At 55.9% G+C, this 20,716-nt stretch carries 14 protein-coding genes; 7 read left to right on the top strand and 7 right to left on the bottom strand.

The window, feature by feature from the left end; genetic code table 11:
* The first annotated feature begins 3 nt into the window (after positions 1–3).
* The 4 genes from menB to JOE09_RS14405 all read left to right on the top strand — a co-directional run bounded on the left by menB (position 4) and on the right by JOE09_RS14405 (position 4,435).
* Entirely contained in the window at positions 4–861 is an 858-nt protein-coding gene (gene menB / locus JOE09_RS14420) for a 1,4-dihydroxy-2-naphthoyl-CoA synthase (RefSeq protein WP_205066262.1), read from the top strand.
* Positions 861–1,829: an o-succinylbenzoate synthase gene (gene menC, locus JOE09_RS14415; RefSeq protein WP_205066261.1), complete on the top strand. Its 969-nt coding sequence runs from the start codon at positions 861–863 to the stop codon at positions 1,827–1,829. Before menB ends, menC begins: the two co-directional genes overlap by 1 nt.
* Positions 1,811–3,172 carry an o-succinylbenzoate--CoA ligase gene (gene menE, locus JOE09_RS14410; RefSeq protein WP_205066260.1) on the top strand — a complete coding sequence of 454 codons (1,362 nt, stop codon included), beginning with the start codon at positions 1,811–1,813 and terminating at the stop codon, positions 3,170–3,172. Before menC ends, menE begins: the two co-directional genes overlap by 19 nt.
* A 72-nt stretch (positions 3,173–3,244) precedes the next feature.
* On the top strand, positions 3,245–4,435 hold the full coding sequence (locus JOE09_RS14405) for a nicotinamide mononucleotide deamidase-related protein YfaY (protein ID WP_205066259.1): 1,191 nt from the start codon (positions 3,245–3,247) through the stop codon (positions 4,433–4,435).
* Between the two features lie 82 nt (positions 4,436–4,517).
* Here JOE09_RS14405 and yfaE read toward each other — a convergent pair whose 3' ends face one another.
* From yfaE to ubiG, 4 genes are all read right to left on the bottom strand, one after another.
* Positions 4,518–4,778 carry a class I ribonucleotide reductase maintenance protein YfaE gene (gene yfaE, locus JOE09_RS14400; RefSeq protein ID WP_205066258.1) on the bottom strand — a complete coding sequence of 87 codons (261 nt, stop codon included), beginning with the start codon at positions 4,776–4,778 and terminating at the stop codon, positions 4,518–4,520.
* 1 nt (position 4,779) lies between these two features.
* The gene (gene nrdB / locus JOE09_RS14395) at positions 4,780–5,910 is read right to left on the bottom strand and encodes a class Ia ribonucleoside-diphosphate reductase subunit beta (protein ID WP_205066257.1); all 1,131 of its coding nucleotides are present in this window, start codon (positions 5,908–5,910) and stop codon (positions 4,780–4,782) included.
* Between the two features lie 76 nt (positions 5,911–5,986).
* Positions 5,987–8,272 carry a class 1a ribonucleoside-diphosphate reductase subunit alpha gene (gene nrdA / locus JOE09_RS14390; protein ID WP_205066256.1) on the bottom strand — a complete coding sequence of 762 codons (2,286 nt, stop codon included), beginning with the start codon at positions 8,270–8,272 and terminating at the stop codon, positions 5,987–5,989.
* 398 nt (positions 8,273–8,670) lie between these two features.
* Positions 8,671–9,396, bottom strand: coding sequence for a bifunctional 2-polyprenyl-6-hydroxyphenol methylase/3-demethylubiquinol 3-O-methyltransferase UbiG (gene ubiG / locus JOE09_RS14385; RefSeq protein ID WP_200546175.1), 726 nt, complete (start codon positions 9,394–9,396; stop codon positions 8,671–8,673).
* Positions 9,397–9,588: 192 nt separating this feature from the next.
* On the opposite strand from ubiG, the gene gyrA reads away from it, so the two are divergent.
* On the top strand, positions 9,589–12,225 hold the full coding sequence (gyrA, locus tag JOE09_RS14380; RefSeq protein WP_205066255.1) for a DNA topoisomerase (ATP-hydrolyzing) subunit A: 2,637 nt from the start codon (positions 9,589–9,591) through the stop codon (positions 12,223–12,225).
* Positions 12,226–12,337: 112 nt separating this feature from the next.
* Here the strand turns inward: gyrA and JOE09_RS14375 are convergent, their stop codons facing one another.
* Positions 12,338–13,351, bottom strand: coding sequence for an alpha/beta hydrolase family protein (locus JOE09_RS14375; RefSeq protein ID WP_205066254.1), 1,014 nt, complete (start codon positions 13,349–13,351; stop codon positions 12,338–12,340).
* A gap of 79 nt (positions 13,352–13,430) precedes the next feature.
* On the opposite strand from JOE09_RS14375, the gene JOE09_RS14370 reads away from it, so the two are divergent.
* Both JOE09_RS14370 and rcsC read left to right on the top strand, forming a co-directional pair.
* The gene (locus tag JOE09_RS14370; RefSeq protein WP_205066253.1) at positions 13,431–14,414 is read left to right on the top strand and encodes a helix-turn-helix domain-containing protein; all 984 of its coding nucleotides are present in this window, start codon (positions 13,431–13,433) and stop codon (positions 14,412–14,414) included.
* 94 nt (positions 14,415–14,508) lie between these two features.
* Positions 14,509–17,358, top strand: coding sequence for a two-component system sensor histidine kinase RcsC (rcsC, locus tag JOE09_RS14365; RefSeq protein ID WP_205066252.1), 2,850 nt, complete (start codon positions 14,509–14,511; stop codon positions 17,356–17,358).
* A 39-nt stretch (positions 17,359–17,397) separates the two neighbouring features.
* Here the strand turns inward: rcsC and rcsB are convergent, their stop codons facing one another.
* On the bottom strand, positions 17,398–18,048 hold the full coding sequence (rcsB, locus tag JOE09_RS14360) for a response regulator transcription factor RcsB (protein ID WP_105591299.1): 651 nt from the start codon (positions 18,046–18,048) through the stop codon (positions 17,398–17,400).
* Between the two features lies 1 nt (position 18,049).
* On the bottom strand, positions 18,050–20,713 hold the full coding sequence (gene rcsD, locus JOE09_RS14355; protein ID WP_205066251.1) for a phosphotransferase RcsD: 2,664 nt from the start codon (positions 20,711–20,713) through the stop codon (positions 18,050–18,052).
* Positions 20,714–20,716 lie beyond the last annotated feature (3 nt).

The raw sequence follows: 20,716 nt of genomic DNA, 5'->3' as shown, positions 1-20,716 counted from the left end.
TCGATGATTTCTCCCGACGAATCCATGCTAACCGCCCCGGCACAGTGGCTGCCGGTACCGCTGGAATTCAGCGATATCCGTTATCAAAAGACGGCGGATGGCATCGCTAAAATCACCATTAACCGTCCGCAGGTGCGGAACGCGTTTCGTCCCCTGACGGTGACGGAAATACAGCAGGCGCTGGATGACGCCCGCCGGGACCCGGCCGTTGGGGTGATCATCCTGACCGGGGAAGGCGATCTGGCATTCTGCTCCGGCGGCGATCAGAAAGTGCGCGGCGACTACGGCGGCTATCAGGACGATGCTGGAGTACATCACCTCAACGTGCTGGATCTCCAGCGCCAGATCCGCACCTGTCCGAAACCTGTGGTGGCGATGGTGGCGGGCTATGCGGTGGGCGGCGGCCACGTGCTGCATATGATGTGCGATCTGACCATCGCGGCGGACAATGCGCAGTTTGGCCAGACCGGACCAAAGGTGGGCTCCTTCGACGGCGGCTGGGGTGCAGCTTATATGGCGCGTATCGTGGGCCAAAAGAAAGCGCGCGAGATTTGGTTCCTCTGCCGGATGTACAACGCGCAGCAGGCGCTCGATATGGGGCTGGTCAACACCGTGGTTCCTCTGGCACAGCTTGAGCAGGAAACGGTGCGCTGGTGTCGCGAGATGTTGCAGAACAGCCCGATGGCACTGCGCTGTTTGAAAGCCGCGCTGAACGCCGACTGCGACGGCCAGGCCGGTTTGCAGGAGCTGGCCGGTAACGCCACCATGCTGTTTTACATGACTGAAGAGGGGCAGGAAGGGCGCAACGCCTTTAACCAGAAGCGGCCGCCCGATTTCTCACCGTTCAGGCGTAATCCCTAATGCGCGGCGCAACGCTGTTTGGCTATCAGCTGGCGCTGGACGCGGGGGTTATCCTCCGCGATCAGCGGCTGAAAACCCGCCAGGGAATGCTGGTGAGGCTGGTCAGCGAACGGGGTGAAGGATGGGGGGAGATCGCCCCCCTGCCGCAGTTCAGTGCGGAGTCACCTGAGCAGGCGCAGCAGCAGGCCGTGAAGTGGCTGGAGCGCTGGTGTGCCGGAGAACAGCCGCCGGAAAGCCCGCTGCCTTCGGTTGCTTTCGGTATCAGCTGTGCGCAGGCCGAACTGGCAGGGCAGCTACCTGCCGAAGGCTGCTGGCAGAGTGCGCAGCTGTGCAGCGGCGATCCGGACGTGCTGTTCGAACGTTTACAGCGTCAGTCCGCGCCGCTGGCAAAAATGAAGGTTGGGCTGTACGAAGCGGTGCGGGACGGTATGCAGGTGAATCTGCTGCTGGAAGCACTGCCCGATCTGACCCTGCGCCTGGATGCGAACCGCAGCTGGACGCTGGAAAAAGCATTGCAGTTTGCCCGCTATATTTCCACCGAGCTGCGCGGGCGCATTGCCTTTATTGAAGAACCGTGCCGAACGGTGGCGGAAAGCATGGCCTTTGCGCGGCAGACCGGGATTGCTATCGCGTGGGATGAAAGCCTGCGTGATGATGCCACGCTGCTCAGCGCACAGCAGGGCGTCAGGGCGGTTGTGATCAAGCCCACGCTGACCGGCAGCATTCAGAAAGTACAGCAGCAGGTTGCAGCGGCGCAGCGGCTGGGATTAACCCCGGTTATCAGCTCCGCGCTGGAGTCCAGCCTGGGCCTGACGCAGCTGGCGCGGCTGGCACAGCAACTCACGCCGGGCATTGTGCCCGGGCTGGATACCCTGTCGCTGATGCAAAAGCAGCTGCTGCGCCACTGGCCCGGCAGTACGTTACCGCTTTCAGGGAAGGAGGAACTGCAATGTCTGTGGCAGCAATAAATGACTGGCCCTGGCTGTACTGGCAGCAGCGCTATCCGCAGGCGACGGCCATCGACACCGGTGATGAGACGCTGAGCTGGCAACAATTGGCCGAGCGTATTAACGGCCATGCAAACGGCTTCCGTCGGCAGGGTGTGATGCCGGAGATGGTCGTCGCACTGCGCAGCCGCAATGGGTTGCAGGCGGTGCTGGCCTGGCTGAGCCTGCTGGCCTGTGGTGCGAGGGTACTGATGCTTAATCCGCAGCTGCCCGACGCGCAGCTGGACCAGTTACTGCCCGGTCTGGGCGTGGCGTTTGCGCTCAGTATCGATGCGCCCCCGGTTCCGCAGGCTCTTCCGCTAAACCTGACAACGGCCGCCGGGCGCGCCAACCATCCCTGGCAGCGGAATGCGTTAGCCACGCTAACCCTGACGTCGGGGACGACCGGGCTGGCGAAAGCGGCAGCACACACTTTTGACGCCCACCTGCACAGTGCGGCGGCGGTAATCTGTCTGATGGATTTCACCCCGCGGGATCGCTGGCTGCTGTCGTTGCCCCTGTTTCACGTTTCCGGCATGGGCATTATCTGGCGATGGCTGTCTGCCGGGGCCACGCTGGTCATCGATAAATCGCAGGATTTGTCGGCTGCGCTGGCACGCAGTAGCTTTGCCTCGCTGGTGCCAACGCAGCTATGGCGTTTGCTGAATCAGTCCGCGCTTCCAACGAGTCTGCGTGCCGTACTGCTCGGAGGTGCGACGATCCCGTCCGAACTGACCACCCAGGCGGAAGCGGCAGGAATCCGCTGCTGGTGCGGCTATGGCCTGACCGAAACGGCCTCAACGGTCTGCGCCGGCCGAGCGGACGGTTCCGGCAGCGCCGGTAAACCGCTCCCCGGGCAGGAGGTCAAACTGGTAGAAAACGAGGTCTGGCTACGCTCACCAACGCTGGCGCAGGGCTACTGGCTGGAGGGCGCGCTCCAGCCGCTGACCGACAAGGACGGCTGGCTGCACACCGGCGATCTCGGCCACTGGCGTCAGGATGAACTGTGCATCGACGGGCGTCGCGATAACCTGTTTTTCAGCGGCGGTGAGGCGGTGCAGCCTGAGCTGATTGAGAGGGTGCTGTTGGGCCATCCGGCAGTGACGCAGGCGGTCGTGGTTCCGCAGGTGGATAGTGAATATGGTCACCGGCCGGTTGCGCTGGTGGCGGGGGAAATTGACTTTGAGAAGCTTGCCGACTGGGCGGCACCTCAGCTGGCTAACTATCAACATCCGGTCGCCTGGTATCCGCTGCCTGAGCTTGCGGGAGAGGGCATTAAACCGTCGCGCCACCGCCTGCTGGCCTGGCTTCGCGATCGGAAATAGAGGGGAAAATCACATTGTTTTTATCCGGAAGGCTTCTTACAGTGTTAAGACCTGAGAAACCCGGAGATAAAAATGATAAGAGTGGAAATGCTCGCCACTGGTGACGAAGTGCTGCACGGTCAAATTGTTGATACCAATGCCGCATGGCTGGCGGGGGTGCTGTTTGAAAACGGTTTACCGATGACCAGTCGTCAGACGGTGGGAGACAGCCTCCCGGAGCTGGTCAATGTCCTGACCGAACGCAGTAGAATCGCCGATGTGCTGATCGTTAACGGCGGCCTTGGCCCGACCAGCGACGATCTGAGCTCGCTGGCTGCGGCAACGGCTGCCGGCGTTGGCTTGCAGATCCACCCGGAGTGGCTGGCCAAAATGGAAGCGTTTTTTGCCAGCCGTGGTAAACCGATGGCGCCAAGCAACCGCAAGCAGGCAGAAATCCCGGTCGGCGCTGAAATGCTGGATAACCCGGTGGGCACCGCCTGCGGTTTCGCTATTGAGCTGAATCGCTGCTGGATCTTCTTTACGCCCGGCGTGCCGTCAGAGTTTAAAACCATGGTCCAAGGCGAGATCCTGCCGCGTCTCAAATCCCGCTATCAGCTGCCCGAACCGCCGCTGTGTCTGCGAATGACTACCTTTGGCCGCGGCGAAAGCGAGCTGGCTTCTGCGATTGAACCGCTGCCGCTGCCGGAAGGCGTGGTGGTGGGCTATCGCGCGTCGATGCCGATTATTGAGCTGAAGCTGAACGGTCCGGCGGACAAGCTGGCCGAGATGGAGCAGTTCTGGCAGCAGGTGCGTGAAATCGCCGGTGACAGCGTGATTTTCGAAGGTCTGGAAGGGCTGCCGGAACAGCTGGCGCGGCGCCTGGGCGAGCGCGAGCTGTCGCTAACTGTGAGTGAACAGTTCACCGCCGGTCTGCTGCAGTGGCAGCTGGCTTCTGCTGGTGCCAGACTCAACGCGGGTAACGTTTTACCGAATCGACCGGAGCCCCTTAAGCAGCTGGCCGAGCGCAGTCGCGTGCTTGCGCAGGAGAACGATGCGCAGGTGGTGCTGATTGTCGGCGGCATTGAAGACGATAAGCTGGGGTTTGCGCTGAACACGCCGGACGGTATCTTTGCGCAGCGGGTGAAGTTTAACGTCAGCCGCCACGGTCTGAAAGCCCGGCAGGATATGGTCGCCATGCTGGCGCTGAATATGCTGCGCCGCTGGCTGAATGGCCAGACTGTCACTACCGGCCACGGCTGGATCGATGTGGTGGAAACACTGTAAAAGCCGTTGAGGAAAACGGGCGGCCTGATACTGTGGCTGCCCGAAGCCGAAAGGCGGTATTTTCCGCCAGGAAACCGGAGAATTACAGTTCGATCTCAATATCGCCCTGAGCCTGGCAGCAGCAGGGAAGGATCTCGCCCTGCTGAATAAACGCCAGCGGTTTACTTGCGTAGCTGACTTCGCCTTTCAGCAGGCGGGTGCGGCACGAACCGCAGTAACCTTCCCGGCACTGATACTCAATGCAGACTTTGTTCGCCTCAAGTGCGGCGAGCAGGGAAGTATGATGTTCCCTGCACTCCAGCTGCGTGCCGGAAGCACGCAGGGTAATAATCGAACGGGGCATTTTACAGTTCGAAGTCGCTGAGATCGTCGGTATTCACTTCCGCATCAATCTGCCCAACCAGGTAGGAGCTGACTTCAACTTCCTGCGGGGCAACCTGCACGTTGTCCGACACCAGCCAGGAGTTAATCCACGGGATTGGGTTTGAGCGGGTTTTAAACGGCAGATCCAGACCCACGGCGTTCATGCGAATATTGGTAATATATTCAATGTATTGCCACAGAATATCTTTGTTCATACCGATCATCGAGCCGCCGCTGAACAGGTATTCCGCCCACTCTTTTTCCTGCTCGGCTGCCAGTACGAACAGATCGTAGCACTCCTGGCGACACTCTTCGGCAATCTCTGCCATTTCCGGATCGTCTTCACCGCTGCGCAGCAGGTTCAGCATATGCTGGGTGCCGGTCAGGTGCAGCGCTTCATCACGGGCAATCAGCTTAATGATTTTGGCGTTACCTTCCATCAGCTCGCGCTCGGCGAAGGCAAACGAACAGGCAAAGCTAACGTAGAAGCGAATCGCTTCCAGCGCATTAACGCTCATCAGGCAGATATACAGCTGCTTTTTCAGCGTGCGCAGATTGACGGTGACGGTTTTACCGGCCACCTCGTGAGTACCTTCACCCAGCAGATGCCAGTAGCTGGTCATCTCGATCAGATCGTCGTAGTAGCCGGAGATATCCTTCGCGCGGGAGAGGATCTGCTCGTTAGCCACGATGTCGTCAAAGACCACGGCCGGATCGTTAACGATATTGCGGATGATATGGGTGTAGGAACGCGAGTGGATCGTTTCTGAGAACGCCCAGGTTTCTACCCAGGTTTCCAGTTCAGGGATCGAGATCAGCGGCAGCAGCGCCACGTTCGGGCTGCGTCCCTGAATCGAGTCCAGCAGCGTCTGGTACTTCAGGTTACTGATGAAAATATGCTTTTCGTGATCCGGCAGCGCCTGATAGTCGATGCGATCGCGCGAAACGTCCACTTCTTCCGGACGCCAGAAGAAGGAGAGCTGCTTTTCAATCAGCTTTTCAAAGATATCGTACTTTTGCTGATCGTAGCGGGCAACGTTGACCGACTGGCCAAAAAACATCGGCTCCAGCAGCTGGTCATTTTTGTTCTGCGAAAACGTGGTGTAAGCCATAAATAATAATCCGTCGTGGTAGCTGAGTCGTGCTACAGGAAATCAGGGAGGGGGCCAGCGGATGGCCCCCTGAAGATTAGATTTTGCAGGCGCCGCTTTCGCAGCCGTCATCCTGGATTGAAGGTGCCAGGTCATCCTGCGCATCTTCCGCACCATCACGGGTGTTCTGGTAGTACAGCGTTTTTACGCCGAACTTATAGGCGGTCAGCAGATCTTTCAGCAGCTGCTTCATCGGCACCTTACCGTTAGCGAAGCGCGTCGGGTCATAGTTGGTGTTGGATGAAATCGCCTGATCGATAAACTTCTGCATCAGACCCACCAGCTGCAGATAACCGTCGTTATTCGGCATTTCCCACAGCAGTTCATAGTTGTCTTTCAGACGCTCATACTCCGGTACGACCTGGCGCAGAATACCGTCTTTAGACGCTTTGATACTGATATGGCCGCGCGGTGGTTCAATACCGTTAGTGGCGTTAGAAATCTGCGAAGAGGTTTCAGACGGCATCAGGGCAGACAGCGTGGAGTTACGCAGGCCGTGAGTTTTGATCGACTCGCGCAGCGCTTCCCAGTCCAGATGCAGCGGCTCGTTGCTGATTGCGTCCAGATCTTTCTTGTAGGTATCAATCGGCAGAATACCCTGAGCATAGGTGGTTTCGTTAAACCACGGGCAGGCACCCTGTTCGATCGCCAGATCGTTAGAAGCCTTGAGCAGCCAGTACTGAATGGCTTCAAAGGTTTTATGCGTCAGGTTATTTGCGCTGCCGTCGGAGTAGCGTACGCCGTTTTTCGCCAGGTAGTAAGCGAAGTTGATCACGCCAATACCGAGGGTACGGCGACCCATTGCACCGCGTTTAGCGGCCGGGATCGGATAATCCTGATAATCCAGCAGGGCATCCAGCGCGCGTACCGCCAGAGTTGCCAGCTCGCGCAGGTCGTCAAGGCTTTCAATCGCACCCAGGTTGAATGCGGAAAGCGTACACAGCGCAATCTCACCGTTTTCGTCGTTAACGTCCAGCAGCGGTTTGGTCGGCAGCGCGATTTCCAGGCACAGGTTAGACTGGCGGACAGGCGCGATAGCCGGATCGAACGGGCTGTGGGTGTTGCAGTGGTCAACGTTCTGAATGTAGATACGGCCGGTAGACGCGCGTTCCTGCATCATCAGTGAGAACAGATCGACCGCTTTCACCCGCTGTTTGCGGATGCTGTCGTCTTTCTCATATTTGGTGTAAAGACGCTCGAACTCTGCCTGATCGGCAAAGAAAGCGTCATACAGGCCCGGTACGTCGGACGGGCTGAACAGGGTAATCTCTTCACCCTTCAGCAGGCGTTGATACATCAGCTTATTAAGCTGCACGCCGTAGTCCATATGACGTACGCGGTTGCCTTCCACGCCACGGTTGTTTTTCAACACCAGCAGGCTTTCCACTTCCAGGTGCCACATTGGATAGAACAGGGTGGCCGCACCGCCGCGCACGCCGCCCTGAGAACAGGACTTAACGGCGGTCTGGAAGTGCTTGTAGAACGGAATACAGCCGGTGTGGAACGCTTCACCGCCGCGAATCGGGCTGCCCAGCGCGCGGATACGACCCGCGTTAATGCCGATGCCGGCACGTTGAGAAACGTATTTCACGATTGCGCTGGAGGTGGCGTTAATCGAATCCAGGCTGTCGCCGCACTCAATCAGTACGCAGGAGCTGAACTGACGGGTTGGGGTACGCACGCCGGACATGATCGGCGTCGGCAGCGAGATCTTGAAGGTAGAGATCGCATCGTAGAAACGCTTAACGTAGTCCAGACGCGTTTCGCGCGGATAGCCGGAGAACAGACAGGCAGCAACCAGGATATAAAGGAACTGAGCGCTTTCATAGATTTCACCGCTCACACGGTTCTGCACCAGATATTTGCCTTCCAGCTGCTTAACCGCGGCGTAGGAGAAGTTCATATCACGCCAGTGGTCGATAAAGCCGTCCATCTGCTCGAACTCTTCGCGGCTGTAGTCTTCCAGCAGGTGACGATCGTATTTGCCCATCTCAACCATACGCGTCACCTGGTCGATCAGCTTCGGCGGCTCAAACTGGCCGTAGGCTTTTTTACGCAGGTGGAAAATCGCCAGGCGGGCGGCCATGTACTGGTAATCAGGCGCATCGCGGGAAATCAGGTCGGCCGCAGACTTGATAATCGTTTCATGGATATCAGACGTGCGAATACCTTCGTAGAACTGGATATGCGAACGCAGTTCAACCTGGGAGACGGAGACATTTTGCAGCCCTTCGGCAGCCCAATCGAGCACACGGTGGATTTTATCTAGATCGATGCGTTCGGTACGGCCATCGCGCTTAGTGACAAGCAGACTCTGATTCATGTCGCGTTTTACCTGTTTTAAACAAATAATCCCCACGTTTATGCACAGCTTGCTCGTTGTGAGTAACTCTGTGGATAAACACTACATATAGGGGGTGAGAGAAGACTGGATAACAATATGGTGAGTATTCTAGTAACTTTCGTGTGGTTAACAAGGCTTGATTTTCACGAAAAATTGCTGTCCGTTGGCACCTTTTTTGGCTAAGTCCGCGTTTCTCAAGGCCCAGGGTCCATGTCAATGGGAAAAGAATTTTTTTAGAAATATGATCGAGCGCGGAAATAATGTGCAGCGTTGAAATTTCCAGATTTTTCTGGCTCTAAAGTCGTGGCGGTAGTGCGGGATTTCTGTCAGATGATTAAAGGTAAAAAAGCCCCGGCCGATCGACCGGGGTAAAAATTTTACTCCACGCGGTGCGTATGGACCATGTAATTAACATCCACACCCGGGGCCAGCTTGAAGTGGTTGGTCAGCGGGTTGTAGTGCAGGCCAATCATATGGCGTTCGCGCAGTGTGGTTTCATCTACCCAGTTCAGCAGCTCGGCGGGGCGAATCAGCTTCTTAATATCATGCGTGCCGCGCGGCACCATGCGCAGAATGTATTCCGCGCCGACAATAGCCATCAGCCAGGCTTTGCTGTTGCGGTTAATCGTCGAGAAGAACACTTCACCACCCGGCTTCACCAGCTTAGCGCAGGCGTGAACCACCGAGCGCGGATCGGGCACGTGTTCCAGCATCTCCATGCAGGTCACTACATCGTACTGTCCGGCAAACTGTTCGGCATGTTCTTCAACCAGCTGCTGGATATAATCAATTTTTACGCCGCTTTCCAGCGCGTGCAGGCGAGCAACCTGCAGCGGCTCGGCCCCCATATCCAGGCCGGTAACGTTCGCGCCTTCACGCGCCATGCTTTCCGCAAGAATGCCGCCGCCGCAGCCGACGTCGAGGATCTTTTTACCGAACAGGCCACCGGCATGCTGCGCAATATAGCCCAGGCGCAGCGGGTTGATTCGGTGCAGCGGTTTGAACTCGCCTTCCAGATCCCACCAGCGCGAAGCAACGGCTTCAAATTTAGCAATTTCACCGCTATCAACGTTCTGCGCGGCCCCGTTTTGTTCTTTATTCATTGGGTTATTACTCCAGCCAAAGTTTGCTGCAGTATACATGTTTCGCCGTGCCTGTGGGCAACGCTGCGGGCCAGAGCGACCTGAGAATGCAATAAAGCGGCCAAACTGACGCTTTCCGTTCACCACCTGGGCGCAGTGTGATATACTTTCGCACCTTTGAATCCGGGAATAATCTAGAGGGATAGCGGCTCCATGAGCGACCTAGCCAGAGAAATCACACCGGTTAATATCGAGGAAGAGTTAAAGAACTCTTACCTTGATTATGCCATGTCGGTCATCGTTGGCCGCGCATTACCAGACGTTCGCGATGGCCTGAAGCCGGTTCACCGCCGCGTGCTTTACGCGATGAACGTTCTCGGTAACGACTGGAATAAACCGTATAAAAAATCCGCCCGTGTTGTCGGCGACGTTATCGGTAAATATCACCCGCATGGCGACACCGCCGTGTATGACACCATTGTGCGTATGGCACAGCCGTTCTCCCTGCGCTATATGCTGGTAGATGGTCAGGGTAACTTCGGTTCCGTCGACGGCGACTCCGCTGCAGCGATGCGTTATACCGAAGTGCGCATGTCTAAAATCGCCCACGAGCTGCTGGCGGATCTGGAAAAAGAGACCGTCGATTTTGTGCCAAACTATGATGGCACCGAGCAGATCCCGGAAGTGATGCCAACGCGAGTGCCTAACCTGCTGGTAAACGGTTCTTCCGGTATTGCCGTGGGGATGGCGACGAATATTCCGCCGCACAACCTGACCGAAGTCATCAATGCCTGTCTGGCGTTTATTGAAGATGAAAGCATCACCGTTGAAGGCCTGATGGAGCACATCCCGGGGCCGGACTTCCCGACGGCGGCAATCATCAATGGCCGTCGCGGCATTGAAGAGGCCTACCGCACCGGCCGCGGCAAGATCTACATCCGCGCACGTGCTGACGTAGAAGCCGATGCCAAAACCGGCCGTGAAACCATCATCGTGCATGAAATTCCGTATCAGGTGAACAAAGCGCGCCTGATCGAGAAAATTGCCGAGCTGGTGAAAGAAAAGCGTCTTGAAGGTATCAGCGCGCTGCGCGATGAGTCCGATAAAGACGGCATGCGCATCGTGATCGAAGTGAAACGCGATGCGGTTGGTGAAGTGGTTCTGAACAACCTCTACTCGCTGACCCAGCTGCAAACTTCCTTCGGCATCAACATGGTGGCACTGCATCAGGGCCAGCCAAAAATTATGCCGCTGAAGGATATTCTCGAAGCCTTCGTGCGTCACCGCCGTGAAGTGATTACCCGCCGCACCATCTTCGAGCTGCGCAAGGCTCGCGATCGTGCGCACATCCTTGAAGCGCTGGCCGTGGCGCTGGCCAACATCGACCCGATCATTGAACTGATCCGTCGTGCGGCATCGCCTGCTGAAGCAAAAGCGGGGCTGATTGCTCGTTCTTGGGAGCTGGGCAATGTGTCCGCCATGCTCGAACGCGCCGGCGACAACGCAGCGCGTCCGGAATGGCTGGAAGAGCAGTACGGTATTCGCGACGGTCAGTACTACCTCACCGAGCAGCAGGCTCAGGCGATTCTGGATCTGCGTCTGCAGAAACTGACCGGCCTTGAGCATGAAAAACTGCTGGATGAGTACAAAGAGCTGCTGATGCAGATCGCTGAACTGCTGCGCATTCTGGAAAGCGCCGATCGCCTGATGGAAGTGATCCGCGAAGAGCTGGAGCTGATCCGCGATCAGTTCGGCGATAAGCGCCGCACCGAAATTACCGCTAATAGCGCCGACATCAACATCGAAGACCTGATCACTCAGGAAGATGTGGTAGTCACGCTGTCGCACCAGGGCTACGTCAAGTACCAGCCGCTGAGCGACTACGAAGCTCAGCGCCGTGGTGGTAAAGGTAAATCGGCCGCGCGCATCAAAGAAGAAGACTTTATTGACCGCCTGCTGGTGGCCAACACGCACGATACCATTCTGTGCTTCTCCAGCCGTGGCCGTCTCTACTGGATGAAGGTTTACCAGCTGCCGGAAGCCAGCCGTGGCGCGCGTGGGCGTCCGATCGTCAACCTGCTGCCGCTTGAGGCCAATGAGCGTATCACCGCGATTCTGCCGGTGCGTGAATACGCCGAAGGCTGGAATATCTTTATGGCTACCGCCAGCGGTACCGTGAAGAAAACCGCCCTGACCGAGTTCAGCCGTCCGCGCAGCGCCGGTATTATTGCCGTCAATCTGCGTGATGATGACGAACTGATCGGTGTATCACTGACCAACGGCAGCGATGAAGCGATGCTGTTCTCCGCTGCGGGTAAAGTGGTGCGCTTCGCGGAAAGCGCCGTGCGTGCCATGGGTCGTACCGCTTCCGGCGTGCGTGGCATCAAGCTGGCCGAAGGCGATCGCGTGGTGTCTCTGATCGTTCCTCGCGATGACGGTGCGATTCTGACGGTAACCCAGAACGGTTACGGTAAGCGTACAGCGAACACCGAATATCCAACCAAGTCGCGTGCAACGCAGGGTGTTATTTCGATCAAAGTGACCGAACGTAACGGACCGGTGATCGGTGCAGTGCAGGTTGTCGACAGCGATCAGATCATGATGATTACCGATGCCGGTACGCTGGTGCGTACACGCGTTTCGGAAGTCAGCGTGGTTGGCCGTAACACTCAGGGCGTTATTCTGATCCGTACTGCGGAAGAAGAAAACGTGGTGGGTCTGCAGCGTGTTGCCGAGCCGGTTGCGGAAGAAGAGCTGGATGCCATCGACGGCAGCGTTGCGGAAGGGGATGATGAGATCGCCCCGGAAGTGGATACTGACGATGATGCGACTGAGGCAGATGACGAGTAATCGTTGATGCTGTAGCTATCCGAGGAGCCGGTTCAGATGAACCGGCTTTTTTATTGCCAAAAATTTAAGACTGGAAGACGTTACGCAGAAATACCCCCTCTGCATTTAGCCGTTAAGGCTGTGTTGCGTTAGTTTCAATCCCCGCCTGCTGCATAAATTTCGTGACTGCGGTTATCGTCTGCTGGTGAATCCGCTCCCGCTCTGCGGCGGGAGTATCGCAGATAAACGCTTCTCCCTCTTCGGCCAGAATCTTCTCCGCCGTCGGCTGGCAGACCGGCAGGAAATCAAAGTGCCCGGCCTGTGGCATGATCTGGCGTGGCGTGTGTATTTCCTCTGTCCCCAGCGTCATTTTTCCCGTTGGCCGACTGTAATAGCCTGCGGCAAGGGTCAGCACCGGAATGGAAATGGCCTTCAGGCTTTCTGGGGTTAAGACATAGCTCATCCCCGGATCGAGCGCGATAGCGAAGGTGATTCGCGGATCGCGATAGCTGGCCGCGAGGCGGGCATCATCAGTTTTCTCCAACTGTATTCCGTTTTGCTTGTAAAAACGACAGTCCGGCATCTGCGGCATATCCTCGCAGTAATGCGTTAAGCGCTGGCGGTTAATCAATCCGCCCGCCAGTGCCAACACGCTGTAACCGCCTTTGGAGTGGCCTATCGCGCCGATTTTGCTTACATCAATGCTGTTCTTCCAGACGCCAGCTGCAAGATAGTGGTCAAGCATCAACGACAAATCGCGGGTTTGCAGCGTCAAATCCGTTTCAGGCCGCGAATCCCCGGTGGTGCTTCCGGGGTGACTGGCCGCCACGACGATAGCGCCGCGTTCTGCCAGCGCCGTAGCAAGCCAGGCAAGGCTGGCATTATTTCCCCCGCTGCCGTGACTTAATAAAACCAGCGGGAAACGGCCGCTGGCTATCGGGGCATCGGGGATCGCTTTATAGCCGGTAAAAACCCTATTGCCGCCCAGCAGCTGTGGCTCGCTGTTGCTAGTGGTGGGATAAAATATTCGTACTTTCAGATCCCGTTGAGGGGAGATGTTTTCCAGCGTTTCCAGCCGGTTTCCCACGCTGTAGCTCCAGCCGCTAACGGGAATAAGTAAAAGTACCAGGTAAATAAACAGGCGCATTAATTTTTCTCCTTGTGTATAAAGGTCTGATTATCAGCTTGTTAGCGGCGCCTGACGTCCTCGATCGCGATAGAGTCCTATGTTGATACCGATTAATTTTTTGCTGAGTCTGATTTGTCTGCTGCTGTTGGTTAAACGCTGGCAGGCCGGATGGGTGTGGCGTGGATTGTTGCTGCTGTGCGTGATCCACAGCCTCAACGCCGGAATCAGTACGCTCCTGGATAGCGCTATCTGGCATAAGCTTCAACCGGTTACCGGTGCCATGCTGCCGCTTGCCTGCCTGCTGGCGCTCAGGGAGCAGCAGGGTAAACCGCTGAGATACGGGCTGAGCCTGCTGCCTGCACTGCTGATGGCGGTCACCGTCATCGGTTTCCCGCAGGCGATTGATGTACTGATGCCGGTTATCTGGTTCGCCTGCGCTGGTTTGATGTTAACTTCCCTCAAAGCGGGCAGCGACGTGCTGCCAACGGTGGCGCTGGAGCGCAGTGTTCTCACTGTTAAAACCTGGCGTTGGCTGGCGATCGTGCTTATCGCGGTGGCGTTGTTGGATGTGGCCGTTTCACTGTTGGCTAACTTTGCCAGTGGGGCAGGGGTCCAGCTGTTGCTGTTCTGCGGTAATCTGCTGGTTTGTGCTGTTTTATCGTTGTCGCTGGTGCTGGCCCCGGCAAACCCCGTGCAGCCAGAATCCGTTTTGCCGAGGCAGCCCGATACCGGTGACCATGATATTTTTATCGGCATCGAGCGGCTGATGCAGGAAGGCCTTTACCGGCGGACAGATTTGAATCTGGCGCTGCTGGCGCGTAAAGCCGGCATCCCGGCGCGGCGCGTTTCGGCGGCGATTAATGCATTACGCCAGCAAAGCGTGTCGCAATATGTTAACGGTTGGCGGATTAGGGAGGCCTGCGAGCGCCTGCGCCGGGAAGACGGAACTGTGATTGAGATTATGGAAGAGGTCGGGTTTCTGACAAAATCCAACTTTAATCGTGAATTTCGCCGCGTTTGTGGCACAACGCCATCGGAGTGGCGTAAATCCCCCTCGGAACAGACTGAATTAACGCGCTGAGCCTGCGGTGCAAACTGGCTTTTTTAGCAGGCTGGCGCTACTGTATCGGCACGTTTGCTATCATCAGCCTGTTTTGGACGTCAGTGGGTTCCATTTGAAATATCTCGTCTCTTTCCGCACCACGTTACGCATTTCCCGCTATCTGTTCCGCGCGCTGGCGTTGATGCTGTGGACGCTCGGCGCGCTGCTGACGGCGTTTTACATTATCAACGTATTGCATGAAAGAGAATCGCAGGTCCGTCAGGAGTTTAATACCAGCTACGATCAAACGCAGTGGTATGTCCGGCACTCCGCAGATGTGGCCCGCGAGCTGAAGTTTATTGCTGAGAACCGGCTTAATGCCGCCAATAACGGGCTTGATGTGTTAAGCGGTGTGTTTCCCGGTAAAACCGCCACGCCACAATTTTATCCGCTGTATGCCGACTCTGACTGCAGTGCGATGAGTAACACGTGGCGCAGTTCGCTTGAATCCCTCAGCTACTTCCTGCACTACTGGAAGGATAATTTTGCGACGGCCTACGATCTGAACCGGGTGTTCTTCGTGGGGGGCGAAAGCCAGTGTCTGGCGGACTTTGGCGTCGGTAACGCCTCGGTAGACCGTGAAAGAGCATTAAAGCTGCTGAATGAACGTATTCTTAAGTACCGCAATGGTAATGAAGATGAACGTAAAAGCAGCGTCTTCTGGGTAGCTCCGACAGCTCAGCCCGGCGTGGGTTATTACTACATGATTACCCCGGTTTATATCGCGAACAAAGTTGCTGCGCTGCTTGGCATTGAGCAGTCTATTCGCATGGAAGATTTTATCACTCCGGGCAGCCTGCCGGTGACGGTCACTCTGGTTGATGAAGATAATCAACGGGTACTCTCTTCCGCTCGTGGCGGCCCGTCGTTTTCATCCGATGATTTACCGGACGATGATGCCTGGTTCGGATATGTTCAGGGCTATAAGCAGCTGATCATGAAAAAAAGCCTGCCGCCTTCGTCACTGAGCGTCGTGTACTCCGTTCCCACCGATGTGATGGTGGAACAGCTTAAAATTCTGATCGTGAATGCTGTGCTGCTGAATCTGATTAGCGCACTGCTGCTGTTTACTCTGGCCTGGCTGCTGGAGCGGCGGATGTTTTTACCGGCTGAAGATAACGCCCATCGGCTGGAAGAACACGAGCAGTTTAACCGTAAAATTGTGGCTTCCGCCCCGGTAGGGATCTGTATCCTGCGGACCAGCGACGGCACCAACATCCTCAGTAACGAGCTGGCGCATAATTATCTCACTATCCTGACGCAGGAAGATCGCCAGCGGCTGACTGAAATTATCTGCGGCCAGCAGGCCAATCTGGTTGATGTACTGACCGGCAGCAATACCAACCTGCAAATTAGCTTCGTACATTCTCGCTACCGTAACGAGAACGTCGCCATCTGCGTGCTGGTGGATGTCAGCGCACGCGTGAAAATGGAAGAGTCGCTGCAGGAGATGGCGCAGGCGGCGGAGCAGGCCAGCCAGTCCAAGTCGATGTTCCTGGCCACCGTGAGCCACGAACTGCGTACGCCGCTTTATGGCATTATCGGCAACCTCGATCTGCTGCAAACCAAAAGTCTGCCGCAGGGGGTGGAGTCGCTGGTCACCGCGATGAACAACTCTTCCAGCCTGCTGCTGAAGATCATCAGCGACATCCTGGACTTCTCCAAAATTGAATCGGAACAGTTGAAAATTGAACCGCGTGAGTTTTCCCCACGCGAAGTGGTCACCCATATCACCTCTAACTATCTGGCGATGGTGATTAAGAAGCGCCTGACGCTGTGGTGTTTTATCGACAATGACGTGCCGGTAACGCTGAACGGCGATCCGATGCGCCTGCAACAGGTGCTTTCAAATCTGCTAAACAATGCGATTAAGTTCACTCATACCGGCGGCATCATCCTGCATGTATACGTGCGCGATGGCTATCTGGCATTCCGCGTGCGTGATACCGGTGTGGGAATACCGGGTAAAGAAGTCATCAAGCTGTTCGATCCGTTCTTCCAGGTCGGCAGCGGCGTGCAGCGTAATTTCCAGGGAACCGGGCTTGGGCTGGCGATCTGTGAAAAACTAATCAATATGATGGATGGCGATATTGAGGTGGATTCCGAACCGGGTATGGGAAGCCAGTTTACTATTCGTATCCCTCTTTATAACAGCAACGTTGCTGCGCCGGTGCTGCATGACGGATTGCAGGATAAACACTGCTGGCTGGCGATACGTAACGACACGCTGGCGGATTTCCTCTGCCGCTCGCTGCCGCAGCAGGGTATTCAGGTGCATCGCTATGAAGGCGAATACGCAGCGGATGATGTCGTTATCACCGACCATGATTTCCAGCCGGACAGCGATGTTCGCGCGGTGATCCGCTTTGATGCCAGTCACAACGGAGCACCGCAGGAGCTGATTGCCGGTCGATGGATCTACAGTACCATCGCACCTCACGAGCTGGTGTCCCTGCTGGGGCGCATTTACCGCGTTGAGGTGGAGCTCCCCGCTGAACTGTCGCAGGCGGTTGTAGCCGATCAGCAGGCGGTGAGCAATGACGATATTCTGATTCTGGTGGTGGACGATCACCCCATTAACCGCATGTTGCTGTCGGATCAGCTGGGATCGCTGGGGTATCGGGTGAAAACCGCGCAGGATGGCGTCGACGCGCTAAACGTTATCAGCCGCAGCGAAATCGACATCGTGCTGACCGACGTTAATATGCCGAATATGGATGGCTATCGCCTGACTCAGCGTTTACGCCAGCTGGGGCAAACTTTCCCGGTGGTCGGCGTTACTGCCAATGCACTGGCAGAAGAGAAGCAGCGCTGTATGGAAGCGGGGATGGATAACTGCCTGTCGAAGCCGGTGACGATGGATGTTTTACAGCAGGCGCTGGCGTTTTATGCCGAGCGTGTGAGAAAGGGCAGGGCGGATTAAATACATGGGGCGACCCGAATATGTCGCCCCATCGAGGATTTACTCTTTATCAACCGATGACATGCTGACGGATGACAGGTAGTTCAGCAGGGCAATGTCGTTTTCCACGCCCAGTTTCATCATTGCTGACTTCTTCTGGCTACTGATGGTTTTGATACTGCGATTCAGTTTCTTGGCGATTTCAGTGACCAGGAAGCCTTCTGCGAACAGGCGCAGTACTTCGCTCTCTTTTGGCGACAGGCGTTTATCACCGTAACCGCCCGCGCTGATTTTCTCCAGCAGCTTTGCCACGCTCTCCGGCGTATATTTTTTGCCTTTCTGCAACGCAGCAAGTGCTTTAGGCAGGTCGGTCGGCGCGCCCTGTTTCAGCACAATTCCTTCGATGTCCAGATCCAGCACGGCGCTCAGTATTGCCGGGTTATTGTTCATGGTCAGAACGATAATCGACAGGTCAGGATAGTGGCGTTTGATATATTTGATCAGCGTAATACCGTCGCCGTATTTATCTCCTGGCATAGACAGGTCGGTGATCAGTACGTTGGCCTCAAGCTTAGACAGGCTGTTGATCAAACTTGTGGAGTCTTCAAATTCCCCTACAACGTTGACCCATTCAATTTGTTCGAGGGATTTACGAATACCAAACAGGACAATGGGATGGTCGTCGGCAATGATTACATTCAGGTTATTCATTTTATGGGTTACCTTGCTGCAGCAGCTCGTTGACGTAATGGTCAATTTCACTGGTGGTATTTTTAATGTTTGAATCGTTACATTCGCGGATGTGCTGCTCTAACGTTTCGCAGAGCTGCTTGCCGGGGAGCAGGTTGAGCATGGCAAACACACCTTTAAGCCGGTGTGCTGTCTGAGCAAGCGCACTGTATTCCCTGTTTGCTGCCTCATTATACAACCTCCTGACATCATCCGGAACTGTGTCCACAAATAGCTGGAAATAACCGCTGGCGAATAGCTGTGCCAAATCCTGCGGTTCCGTGCTTTCTTCAGCCGACTCTTCCTGTGCCAGCTGTTGTTCGATCAGCTGCAACAGTGCATCCTGCATTGCGCTACTGATATTGAAATTAACCCGATACTGGCCGTGAGCCAGCAGCGTAAAGCCGGGCTCGTCGTCTGCAAGCAGCAATGACCACGGCGTCAGTCGTGACGGATCGTCAGTAACCAGCACATCATGCTGCTGGCCGGAGAAGCGCTCATCTGGCGTAATGCAGTTGGCACCCCAGTCTTCAAGTTGATGCACCACAATTTTACGCACGTCATCAACAGTGATATCAATCAGGGCATTCACACCTTCCAGCAGTTTCTCTTCCTGTTCCTGCTGCGGCTCGGATGGCAGCGGCAGCTGAATGCTGTATCGGGAGCCAATTTCCGCCGTCGCATGAATATCGAGCTGGCCGCCAAGCTGTTTGCAAAGCTGTTTACAAAGGAAGAAGGCCATACCGGATGCCTGACCAAAGCGATCTTTATGCGTTTCACCGAGGAACGGGAAATCGGCGTTGGCCATTTCGTCAGCCGACAGGCCGGAACCGGTATCCACAATATCAATCACCAGCCGTTCCCGATTATCCGTGGCGGTATTGACCGTCAAACTGACTCGCCCCCACGTTGTTGTGGTAATAGCATAGTACATCAGCGTGGAGAGGATTTTGGCCATGGCGCGACGATCGCCCAGCCGCAGTTCATCGCTGCTCAGATGATTAGCGATCATCAGCGTTAAGCCTTTACGCCGCATCATTGGCAGAACGTCCTGGGCCAGCTCATCCAGCAGCGTTTGTAAATTAAACAAGCCCACTTCCGGCGCCCAGTCCAGCGTTTCAAGCTGATTCAGCAGTACGATATCGTCGATCAGACGTTCCAGAGACTGTGCCGATTCCAGCGAGTGGTTAAGCGATTCCACATCGTAATCGCTGCCCAGGGTCAGCAGGCGCTGAATCACATCGCTGAGCGGTCGCTGGAGGGCATGACCCAGATTTTGCAACAGCTGCTGCCGCGACTGATGATTCTTATCCAGAACCTGTTGCGCCTTCTGCAGTTTTTTATTAACCAGCAGTTCACGGTCCTGATCGCGCATCATAAACAGCTGCGTATGCGGAGAGATTGCACTGCGCGCGTGGCGAATTTCATAGACTTCATTGTTGACCGTCGCCTGCAAAACGCCCTGATGCTGATCGGACATATTGATAATTTTTTGCAGGTTCAGATGCGGCAACAGGTGTTCCGCAATCTTGTTACAGAGTAACGTTCGGTTGTTCGCAAAATCGTAAACCAACAGGCCGACCGGCAGCGTGGCGACAATTTCCTCGTTAAGCTGACGCAGTGATTCAAGTTCAGCACTTTGATTTTCACTCGGCCGCAGCGACTGCTGGCGGAGCAGGAACAAGCCAGCGAGCGACAGCAGCAACAGGCTGAGATTCGCCAGCAGCGGCCAGAGTAAATTGCGCAGCGTATCCAGTGCCAGTTCGGTCACCGGTACGCGGTACACCAGCTGCAAAGGGGTTCCGGAGAGGGATGTCGCAATTTCAATATTGGGATTCACCCAGTTAATGCGCGCTTTACTGCTGTTATCCTCACTGTCGCTACCTTCAGCCACCGGCGCAGTATCCTGCCGCAGCTGGAAGTTTTCCAGCGGCATGGCTTCAGGAATGATGTCGTTCACCGGCAGATCGAAGGCCACTACCGTTGCCAGATGACCGGGCTGATTGAAGGTGGTGCGCATGGTAAAGTAGTGGTCGTTTTGCCAGCTTAACCGCCGCAGTGGAGAGAAGCTTTCGCGCTCATCCAGTGCATTCGCCTGCTGGAGCATTTCCGCCCGGCGCGCCTCAACGATATTGCTGATGGCGTTATCTTTGTAGCGCGTTGCCATGTCCTTCAGTGGCAGAGTTGAAACCAGAATCAGGCTGTTGTCCTGACCATTCAGGAAATACATTGACCAGGTACTGTTTTCAGCCCCCCAGAGGGTATCCAGATAGGTGGACATGCGCTGCGACATATCCAGCGTGCTGCTGTCGTGCGAACCGAAAATCAGCGCCTCCGTTTTGCGCCGGTTCTTTTCCAGCGCATAGACGTCAGGGCGCAGGCGAGTTTCCTGTAAGCTTTCGGAAGGCGTTGTACCCGCTGCGGTCGCCGCCAGATTTTCATAAATCTGCCAGGTCGCAAAACGATAACTGTCGATGCGTTTCTGCATGGCGTGAGTAATATCATTCATCACGTAGTGCCTGGCCGTAAGCCAGGCGCTCACCGCATTCTGAATCATAAAGCCGGATGCCAGCAGCAATAGCAGAATAAACAGCACGAAAAATCGCGTGACGTTAGCGGATGTCAGCGGGAATTTATAGGTCGTCATACG

Source organism: Pantoea coffeiphila (genome assembly GCF_016909495.1).
Taxonomy (GTDB): Bacteria; Pseudomonadota; Gammaproteobacteria; order Enterobacterales; family Enterobacteriaceae; genus Erwinia; species Erwinia coffeiphila.
This window is presented reverse-complemented; position numbering and strand designations above follow the sequence as displayed.